This is a genomic window from Acetobacter sp. (assembly GCF_047721705.1).
In the GTDB taxonomy this organism is placed as follows: Bacteria; Pseudomonadota; Alphaproteobacteria; order Acetobacterales; family Acetobacteraceae; genus Acetobacter.
Genome location: NZ_JBDNXK010000118.1, coordinates 1 through 7946, shown reverse-complemented (window position 1 = coordinate 7946; position 7946 = coordinate 1). Strand labels below are relative to the sequence as shown.

General features: G+C 58.0%; 15 protein-coding genes. 3 read left to right on the top strand and 12 right to left on the bottom strand.

Annotated features, from left to right (window positions below; genetic code table 11):
- The 3 genes from ABF824_RS14710 to ABF824_RS14700 all read right to left on the bottom strand — a co-directional run.
- Positions 1–893: terminase large subunit domain-containing protein (locus ABF824_RS14710; RefSeq protein WP_415489754.1), on the bottom strand; the 893-nt coding region annotated here is incomplete at its 3' end.
- Positions 835–1173, bottom strand: coding sequence for a hypothetical protein (locus ABF824_RS14705; RefSeq protein WP_415489753.1), 339 nt, complete (start codon positions 1171–1173; stop codon positions 835–837). The genes ABF824_RS14710 and ABF824_RS14705, both read right to left, overlap by 59 nt.
- A gap of 185 nt (positions 1174–1358) precedes the next feature.
- Positions 1359–1880, bottom strand: coding sequence for a hypothetical protein (locus ABF824_RS14700; RefSeq protein ID WP_415489752.1), 522 nt, complete (start codon positions 1878–1880; stop codon positions 1359–1361).
- Between the two features lie 110 nt (positions 1881–1990).
- Here ABF824_RS14700 and ABF824_RS14695 point away from each other — a divergent pair, with 110 nt between their 5' ends.
- Positions 1991–2470 (top strand): hypothetical protein, encoded by a 480-nt coding sequence (locus ABF824_RS14695; RefSeq protein WP_415489751.1) that lies wholly within the window; start codon positions 1991–1993, stop codon positions 2468–2470.
- 46 nt (positions 2471–2516) lie between these two features.
- Here the strand turns inward: ABF824_RS14695 and ABF824_RS14690 are convergent, their stop codons facing one another.
- The 9 genes from ABF824_RS14690 to ABF824_RS14650 form a co-directional block, all read right to left on the bottom strand.
- Positions 2517–2735 carry a hypothetical protein gene (locus ABF824_RS14690; protein ID WP_415489750.1) on the bottom strand — a complete coding sequence of 73 codons (219 nt, stop codon included), beginning with the start codon at positions 2733–2735 and terminating at the stop codon, positions 2517–2519.
- A 79-nt stretch (positions 2736–2814) separates the two neighbouring features.
- Entirely contained in the window at positions 2815–3120 is a 306-nt protein-coding gene (locus tag ABF824_RS14685; RefSeq protein ID WP_415489749.1) for a hypothetical protein, read from the bottom strand.
- Positions 3121–3172: 52 nt separating this feature from the next.
- The gene (locus ABF824_RS14680) at positions 3173–3562 is read right to left on the bottom strand and encodes a hypothetical protein (protein ID WP_415489748.1); all 390 of its coding nucleotides are present in this window, start codon (positions 3560–3562) and stop codon (positions 3173–3175) included.
- Positions 3563–3614: 52 nt separating this feature from the next.
- Positions 3615–4409: a hypothetical protein gene (locus ABF824_RS14675; RefSeq protein WP_415489747.1), complete on the bottom strand. Its 795-nt coding sequence runs from the start codon at positions 4407–4409 to the stop codon at positions 3615–3617.
- Positions 4410–4411: 2 nt separating this feature from the next.
- Positions 4412–5359 carry a hypothetical protein gene (locus ABF824_RS14670; protein ID WP_415489746.1) on the bottom strand — a complete coding sequence of 316 codons (948 nt, stop codon included), beginning with the start codon at positions 5357–5359 and terminating at the stop codon, positions 4412–4414.
- Positions 5356–6204: a hypothetical protein gene (locus ABF824_RS14665; RefSeq protein WP_415489745.1), complete on the bottom strand. Its 849-nt coding sequence runs from the start codon at positions 6202–6204 to the stop codon at positions 5356–5358. The genes ABF824_RS14670 and ABF824_RS14665 overlap by 4 nt, the downstream gene beginning before the upstream one ends.
- A complete protein-coding gene (locus tag ABF824_RS14660; RefSeq protein ID WP_415489744.1) occupies positions 6201–6623 on the bottom strand; it encodes a hypothetical protein in 423 nt (140 codons plus the stop codon). The genes ABF824_RS14665 and ABF824_RS14660 overlap by 4 nt, the downstream gene beginning before the upstream one ends.
- Positions 6620–6835 (bottom strand): hypothetical protein, encoded by a 216-nt coding sequence (locus ABF824_RS14655; RefSeq protein ID WP_415489743.1) that lies wholly within the window; start codon positions 6833–6835, stop codon positions 6620–6622. Before ABF824_RS14655 ends, ABF824_RS14660 begins: the two co-directional genes overlap by 4 nt.
- Positions 6836–6837: 2 nt before the next feature.
- Positions 6838–7554 (bottom strand): hypothetical protein, encoded by a 717-nt coding sequence (locus ABF824_RS14650; protein WP_415489742.1) that lies wholly within the window; start codon positions 7552–7554, stop codon positions 6838–6840.
- Between the two features lie 17 nt (positions 7555–7571).
- Here ABF824_RS14650 and ABF824_RS14645 point away from each other — a divergent pair, with 17 nt between their 5' ends.
- Positions 7572–7766 (top strand): hypothetical protein, encoded by a 195-nt coding sequence (locus ABF824_RS14645; protein WP_415489755.1) that lies wholly within the window; start codon positions 7572–7574, stop codon positions 7764–7766.
- The gene (locus ABF824_RS14640) at positions 7763–7942 is read left to right on the top strand and encodes a class I SAM-dependent methyltransferase (protein ID WP_415489741.1); all 180 of its coding nucleotides are present in this window, start codon (positions 7763–7765) and stop codon (positions 7940–7942) included. Before ABF824_RS14645 ends, ABF824_RS14640 begins: the two co-directional genes overlap by 4 nt.
- Positions 7943–7946 lie beyond the last annotated feature (4 nt).

The following is a 7946-nucleotide window of genomic DNA, read 5'->3' as shown; positions in this document are numbered from 1 at the left end:
ACCTTAAACAGCGTCCCCTCACCTGGCGTCGGGTTCTGCTGATACAGGGCCGACCATTCGCGGGGGCCGATGGACTTCTCGATATTCTTCAGTTCTGCAACCGGGAACACCTTGGGCCAAAGTGCCTCACCAATCCCACGATGTAGAGCATCATGATCAGAAACGCATATGGCGGGAAGCGATAGGACTTCCCATTCCTCGCCTGTTCCATTCTCCATCTCGGCCAATAGGCGACCCGCCAGGTCGTCCGGATGCCACCGGGTAAGAACAAGAACAATAGCCCCATTTGGCATCAAGCGCGTGCGTAGGACCGACCGATACCAGTCCCATGCCGCCTCGCGTATGATTGGGCTTTCAGCGTCCTGCCTGTCTTTCACAGGATCATCGATCAGCGCGACATGAGCGCCCTTACCAGTCAGACCGCCGCCCACGCCCATGGCAGTATAAACGCCGCCTTTATTTGTGTGCCAGTTGTCACGGGCAGCACTGTCAGACGCAACGCCTACACCCGGAAACAATAAACCGAACTCGGGCGATGCCACGATATTGCGCACATCCCGACCAAAGCCCTGCGCAAGCGTCGCGCCATACGAGGCCGTGATAATCTGCTTGGTCGGATTGCGCCCCAGAAACCACGCAGGGAAACGCTTGCTGGTCAGTTCTGATTTACCATGCCGGGGCGGCATAAACACCATCAGGCGCTTAATTTCCCCACGCTCAACGGCATCAAGGCGATCACACAAAAGCCGATGCTGTGGCCCCACCATGTAGTCAGACATGGTGTATTGAGTGAAACCGAGAAGACCAGATCGCCCTGCTGACCGGCGCTTAAGTTCAGACCTCGCCTTCTCCGCCGCCTTCTTCACCAGAAGCGAGCGCGGCAAGTTCTTCATCTGTCATATCTTCAACGGATCGCCTTACCCTTGCATCCATCTGGATTGCGGATAGCTTCGGATGGATGTAAGGGGCCGCTGCCTTCGCTGCCTCAAACTGCATTTCAGTAATGGAAACGTCGCCCTGCATGACGCGGGCCATCACTTCAAGGGGTGTGGCGCAGGCGTCCGCAAGGTTTTTCGTGACGCGGCCACTAACTTCACGGCCAATTTTCTTGGCCTCTGATGTGTGCCCCTTTTTCCGGCCCGCACCGGCTCTTGCTCCACCTCTCTGCGTCATATTCAAACTTTTTGATTGTTTTTCAAACGATGGCTGTTTTCTGCCGGTTTTAGCGCGATTAAATCAAACATCCGGCCTGCTCATGAGGCGATGCATTCAATCTGTCGGCAAATATACCCGGTGCTACGAATATCCTGACTGAACGCAGTTATTCGATTGTGGTTATATTCATACGAATTGCGGACTCATGTTGCAACCTTTTTTTGTTTGCCCTGCCATTCGTAATAATCAGATAATTGCTCAAGGACTAATGCGCACTGCGCCGAGACTTTCCTCCTTCCCACGGAATCCGTGGTGCCGGGATAGAAAAACTTTCCCATATCGGAGAACGTTTTTTCTTCCGCGATCATCATGCGCAACCTGATATGGACACACATACCGAGCGCATCGCGGATGTCCGCTATTCGGCCCTTTGCATGTGCGCGGACAACCATCCACGATACCTCATCATGGCGCGTCAGCGTGTTGATTTCATGTTGCGGCGCGAATTCGACATAGCCGTAGTATCCGAACACGAAGTCCCGATACCAGCGATCTGCAGCATCAACCGCGCTCTGGTCGATATCTCCCGCGTTAAGGAGCGCCTGGACAGTCGTACGCACGCGCGGCGCACCCTGTTGGAGCGTCCATTCAGACCGCTTCTGGCGCTCGGGCGTGACAACTGTGTCGAGGATGCGTTTGGTTTCTTTGGTTAGGGTCTGGTTCATGGTTATTTCTCCAACCTTCTCATGGCCGCCCTCGCATTCCGCCAGGCCCGATAATCCCCCGGCGTCCCTGCCGAGAAATAGATGGCCCCGTTTCTGTGAACCCACCGAAGATGGCCACCCCGCGAGACGGACACGGACCACCCTCGGGCTTCCATTTCCTGCTGAAACTGACGCTGAGCGCGGGGGATCATGCTTCGTGCCACCAGACCACCAGCCAGCACACTGCTGAGACGGGCGGTATCACGATCAGGAATAGCGCCCAGATGGCGGCAATTTTCAGCGCATCAGCCATTACTGGCGAACCTCCCGTTCTCGTCGCGCGGGCGCTCGTATTTGGCGAGGCGGTGACGAAGCCCAAAAACATCATCGAACAGTTCATTGATGGTATTTTCTCGCGTTTTGGTCTGCTGCCGCCAGAAATCAACATCTTTCCGCAGCCTCTCAATCTCCGCCCAAGGCCAGACGTGGCGTTCCAGGAAGCGGATCATTCGACTATTCCGCCCACGATGAAACCGCACACACCAAAGCCAATGGCTGCCACAAGATCGGCGGCGGGGGATGCAGGAGGAACAAACATCAATGCGCCCTGACAGGCGCACATTGCGCCGCAAACGCACATCGTGAATGTCTTTTTGGTCACAGCGTCACCTGCTTCATCGTCCCGCATTTCGTGCAGCGCTGGATGTATTTGGTTCCGACCGGGTAATCGTAACCGTCTTCCATCATCCGCCGTTCCTTGATGGTTTCCCACTCATGCCGACACTTCCGCGACCACCCGAACAGGATCAGGGCTGTGGTGGAGAGGATTGTTGCGGCGATCACCGAATGGCCCTCGCAAGCTGCACGGCCCACCATGCTATAGCCCACGCACAACCGATAATCGTGGCCGCGCCTGGTGCAGTTTTTGCCATATCAGCGAATACCTGGAAGTCAGTCATCGCCCCTCGCCTCCCAAATCGCCCGCACGTTCCGCCACAACCCGATCATACGCGCTACGCTGGCCAACCATGCGGGCAGGACTGACCCATCTCATGGTTTCGCAATACTTCGCCGCTATATCCGCAGCCTCTCCAGCATCGTGCGCCATAACCCAGAACAGCGCCTTGATGCCGTCATGGCGTTCAGCAATGAACCGATACCGTTTGGCCGGTCCGCGATTGACGACGCCAGCCTTCTGGTCAGCCACGGCTTCGAGATATGCTTTGGGGGCCGGCGGAGCGCCGCCTATCGTATCACTCATCCAAACCAACCCTCCATATTCGCCCGCACAGCGCCATTACCATCGTCCACGGTCAATCTCCCTCAAACTGCTTGGCGCTTTCATTCACCATCAGAGCAACGGCCAGAAGCACCGAGAACGCGCAGGCCCATCCCCACTGAAGGTCGTAAGCTGCCTCCCAAATCGAGAAACCATTCACCATCGCGATGCCGGGGAAGACCTGGTGGAAAAAAGATCGTCTCGTATTTGACCGCACAGAGACGTTTCCAGCCTCTCCGGTGCAACTACCTAACCCAACCCCTTCATTGCCCTCAGCGCCAATCCTCGGCACGGAAACGGCCATGTCACGCTCGCACCGTGCCCGGCATCTCGCAGCCGCCGCGTTCCAGTCAATCGCCGGAGCCAGGTTCGCCACGTAGTCCGCGCCACAGCGGGTTGGCCAGATTTCGTCAGGGTTATCCATGCGCGATAGTACCATCCCCCCATCGGGATTGGTACCTTTTTCTGATTGGTTTTCAGCAATTTTTCGTATTCTCCAGCAGCGCATCGGCAGCTTCGGCCGCCGCCTTCAGCACAGCGATCCGCTCGACGGTGAAGGTTCTCATGTCGCCCGTCATCTTCGACAGATCAGCCTCCAGCGCCCGGACCAGATCCCATCCGCGCAGGGTTGCGTCATTGCCGGGCATGTAGGAACCGAACTCACGAACGCGGTCCTCCTCGGCTTTCCGCTTCGCTTCCCGTTCGCGGCGTAATTCGTCCATCTGGACCATAACGGCTGCGCGTTCGGCTTCCGTTGGTCCCGTGCGCTGCGCTGTGGGTTTCAGGTCCGCAACGGCCAGAATCGCCTTACAGCCCTCAACCTCACGTCCAATCCGGTCCGCGATAGGACGTAGCAGCGCATACAGCTCCGCCGGTCGCGGCCAGAACGTGCCGGGCAGTCGCCCATTGACTGCGGGCTGACGGCACCACGCCTGACGCGACGTGACCGACCAGACGCCAGACGGCAGATCGCCGCAGACTTCCATCACGGCCTCTACCGCTGCGCGGACAGCGCCCTCATCGGTCGGAGCGTTGGCGACCATGCCGGAAAGTTTCTTCAGCCACCCCATGACCATCTGGGGCGATGCTGGGTGGGCGGCCTGCTGCGCAGCGGCAAGTTGCGCATGGGCTTGTCTGGCAATGGCTGGCGTCACATCGCTCGGCAGGATCGCCATGCCCTCGCGCCGCGCATCGATCAGCGCGGCAATGGCAGGCTCTGCGGGACGGTAGGCTGCAACGGTTCCAGACTGGAACTTCGAAACGTGGTTCATGGTCAAACTCCCGGATGGTCGGGCACGGCGTCCCAGATCGCAGGGCGGCCATGGTTGCGTTGGGGCTGCGATGGAGGCGGCGCGGCAGCGGCGGACGCATTGGGGTCATCCTGCCATCCTCCGCTGTTCAGCCATGACGCCGGATAGGGGATGAACTGCGCCCGGTCGGATTTTCGGTCCGGCCAGACAGCGACCTGCCGCGACAGACCTAGCATGATCTCCGCCTGCGTTGCCTTGGTCCGCGCCTTGGTGTGGGCCTTCCGGGCAGCGTCCTTCCCGACATGCCGGGGATAGGCCGACCAGAACTCATCGAACTCCGCAGCGCGAGACCTTCCAGCCTCAGCGCTTGGCGATGAGGAAGAGCCCGAACGTAGTGAGGGTGATATATTACTGTCCCTGTCCCTGTCCCTGTCACCCCGCGCGTTTTCGGCTACACCTGCGTTTCTGATATGCTCCTGAAACTCAGATGAAACGCGTTTCACTTCTGTTTCGTCGTTCTGTGGTTCATCGGATTGATGAGCGTCCGCGTTCTGTTTCCGGCGCATTTCACGCCATGCCTGAAGGCGCTCCTTGTCCTGCACGCGCTTCTTGCTCTTCCGAAGGCGTTCCTCGTAGGCATCGAGCGCTTCCTGACACAGCATGGGGTGATAGAGCCGCCCGTCGCTGCACAGGATGAACCCGTGCAACGCGCGCTCTTTCACGGCCTGCCATGCTCCAACATCGCGGCCAAAGTCAGCCAGCGTGGCAAGGGCACGATCACTATTCGGCAGGCTGCCCGCAGGAAGCTGGTTCCATGCCGCCCACCACAAGCGCATGCCTGCGCGAAACTCTGCGTCCGATGCCTCGGTGTAGAACTCGCTGGAGAACAGCCGGTGCCCGAACAGGGGCATGAAGTCGTAGCCGCGCAGGTCGCAGTATTCGGGCGTGAGGGGTTCTGGTAAATCGGTCATGCCGTCACCCCATCAGACAACCCGGCCATCCACTCAGGCATAATCGCATCGTCCAGCGGCTTCTTTTCTCCTGACAAGCCACGATTTTCAGCTAGAGACGTGCAAATAACGATGTTCGGATCCAGCGCATTGCGATAGACGACCACGCCACCCACATCGACACCCAGCGTCCGCGAATACCAGACGCCTGCTAGTTCCGGGTCACTCTCACGGAAGTGGGCCTCCACTGTGCGAGAGACGGATCGCATTGCGGGCACGGTCATTGTTGTGGTCAATCCGGCTTCTGGTGCCGCTTCTATCTTTTCTACCACCCGCACCGGATCGATACTTAACTTGTCAATCCATAGCGACCAGTCATCCCCACTGTCGCCCCATTCGGCCCGGCACGAAAATATCCCCGTATCGGCATCGTCTTCAGGCAAATCGCCACTGCCATTGATGAATGCACCACAATAGATAGCGCTAACCTGATCTGGCACCATAAAGGCAGGAACGCTGGCCTCGCATTCGTATGGCTGGCAATTCATATCCAGGCGCTTAAGCAGCTTTGGGTGGCGACACTTTTTTAGAAAATGCTTCGGAAATACTAAGCGGCAAGGAAGGCTAATATTGCCGTCAGGATCTCGAATAATTGTAGTCGCGAACCGGCACTGCGACATCATAACAATACCGCCCGCTTTGTGCGGCACCACATTGAAGCCACGATACTTCTGTGCGGAGATTGTCAATAATGAACTACCATAGCACTCGCGCTCAAGCGCCTTGGACATTTCCGACAAGATCGCAAGATTTCGGGCTTTTGTGTGAAATGAAAACTTTTTATCACGTTCAGAAATCTTGTTCATGCCACCACCTCAGTAATCGTAACAACAGTCCGCTGCTCACACAGGCGGCACTTCACGGCGCGCACCTCAAGCTCCATGTGCGCTGGCCCGTCATCCACGACGAAGCCAAGGCCCCGCTTGTTCTTCACGCGCTGCCGTGCGCCCGGCGTGCGGACGTTCAGCAGGCGCGGCGTGGTCAGGGCATCGACCAGGAACTTCGCGCCGCCGTACAGTCCGTCCTTATCTGGCGTGCCAGCCGAATAGCGCTCGATCAGAACATGCGCCTTCTGGAACGGTTCAGAGGGGCGCAGGTGAAGTGCCGCGTCGGCTACAGCCCGCGCCATCTTTCGGCGCATTCCAGTCAACGCAAACCGGCTCTGGCCTATGCTGTGGTTGAGTAGCGGGAAGGGTTTGGGGAGGGTGAAGGAAATGATCCTCATGCCGCCATCTCCCGCACAGGGAACGGACATGCGCGGTCACCCCGACCTAGCGCCTCATAGCGCAGGCCGGTTACACGCCCCCGAATAAACTTCACGTTCTCAAACAGGAGCCATGCGCGCGCCTCGATATTCGTGCGCACGTTGTAGATCCCCACGAAATAGGTGCCATCCCGGTCAACGCCGGACACGCGGACCCATGCGCGGTCAGGCATCCTCAGCCTCCCGTATTTTCTTGGATTTCAGCGAATGCGCCGAGGAACTCTTGGACGAAGATCGCCGCGACTTGCGGCACGATGGCGTTGCCGAAGCCGCGCAATCGTCCCACGCGGTTATCCCGTTTATCCGCTTCCAAGTTGAGCGGGTCTCGGTTAACAGCCCACTTTCGTGCCGCGTGTGCGATAATTACTGACAGGACGGACACAAGCACTTCAGATATACTGGACGGTTGTCCGACCGATCTTCCCAAATCTGATGCACATGAAGGCGCCAATGCGGATCTTCGCATTTCTCGCATTCCGATTTCCGCGCTTTCCCAGCACGACGGCGGAAGGTTGTGTCCGAGGCTCCACCCTTTTCTCGTGAGTTCGCGCATGATAGCGAGCAGAACCTGCGGCGATTGAAAGCTGATAGGTCTTCCAGGCGTCCATTGAACCGCTTGCGTTGCATGCTGCATCCACAAATCTCGCACGGCTTGCTCGGCGCCAGCTTTGCTTTCTGTGGCATCGGCTATTTCCTTGATGATTTCTTGTGCGAATGCATCGCGCAACGTGATCGATTGCACCCCGAGCGATGGGAAGTTTCGCCCATGCCCGCCGGGATATTCGCCAGCCAGGCTTGTGGCTGTTGGCACCGATGCGAGTGCGCGATCATGAAAAACCTCCTGACCGAACACCAGCGCGTGCGGATCAACCGGCGCGTGATGCAGAACCATACCGGGAGGCGGGGGCTGTGAGTGATCTTCCTCTTGAAAAGCGACTGCCTTGGGTGCGCGGTCGTGAATGGGCACTTGGAAAAGGCCCTTATGCGGACTGGGAATGCATCGAAGCTATGGAAGCCTACGGTTACGATTTCGAAAGCGAAGATGCTGCGATATTTACCTGCGCCGCAGATGAAGTAATAAAATTTGAAGGGGGTTCGATATGAAAGCCCTCACCCCCCGCCAGCTTGAGGCTGCGCGCCGGAACCTGCGCATGATGGACCCGCGCACCGACTGGCAGCGCATCACCGGCCGCGACGATCTGGAAATCCCCGCGTGGCCGTTCCCTGATTACGACAAGATTTACTTCCCGCCATCCTATGGAGTTCCCCAGCATGTCTGAAACG

What these genes read in the sequence shown, in the direction of transcription:
- ABF824_RS14680 (WP_415489748.1), bottom strand. Translation starts at nt 3,562, where the DNA reads ATGGATAACCCTGACGAAATCTGGCCAACCCGCTGTGGCGCGGACTAC.
- ABF824_RS14695 (WP_415489751.1), top strand. Translation starts at nt 1,991, where the DNA reads ATGGCCACCCCGCGAGACGGACACGGACCACCCTCGGGCTTCCATTTC.
- ABF824_RS14640 (WP_415489741.1), top strand. Translation starts at nt 7,763, where the DNA reads ATGAAAGCCCTCACCCCCCGCCAGCTTGAGGCTGCGCGCCGGAACCTG.
- ABF824_RS14655 (WP_415489743.1), bottom strand. Translation starts at nt 6,835, where the DNA reads ATGCCTGACCGCGCATGGGTCCGCGTGTCCGGCGTTGACCGGGATGGC.
- ABF824_RS14705 (WP_415489753.1), bottom strand. Translation starts at nt 1,173, where the DNA reads ATGACGCAGAGAGGTGGAGCAAGAGCCGGTGCGGGCCGGAAAAAGGGG.
- ABF824_RS14675 (WP_415489747.1), bottom strand. Translation starts at nt 4,409, where the DNA reads ATGAACCACGTTTCGAAGTTCCAGTCTGGAACCGTTGCAGCCTACCGT.
- ABF824_RS14685 (WP_415489749.1), bottom strand. Translation starts at nt 3,120, where the DNA reads ATGAGTGATACGATAGGCGGCGCTCCGCCGGCCCCCAAAGCATATCTC.
- ABF824_RS14670 (WP_415489746.1), bottom strand. Translation starts at nt 5,359, where the DNA reads ATGACCGATTTACCAGAACCCCTCACGCCCGAATACTGCGACCTGCGC.
- ABF824_RS14660 (WP_415489744.1), bottom strand. Translation starts at nt 6,623, where the DNA reads ATGAGGATCATTTCCTTCACCCTCCCCAAACCCTTCCCGCTACTCAAC.
- ABF824_RS14650 (WP_415489742.1), bottom strand. Translation starts at nt 7,554, where the DNA reads ATGGTTCTGCATCACGCGCCGGTTGATCCGCACGCGCTGGTGTTCGGT.
- ABF824_RS14700 (WP_415489752.1), bottom strand. Translation starts at nt 1,880, where the DNA reads ATGAACCAGACCCTAACCAAAGAAACCAAACGCATCCTCGACACAGTT.
- ABF824_RS14690 (WP_415489750.1), bottom strand. Translation starts at nt 2,735, where the DNA reads ATGGTGGGCCGTGCAGCTTGCGAGGGCCATTCGGTGATCGCCGCAACA.
- ABF824_RS14665 (WP_415489745.1), bottom strand. Translation starts at nt 6,204, where the DNA reads ATGAACAAGATTTCTGAACGTGATAAAAAGTTTTCATTTCACACAAAA.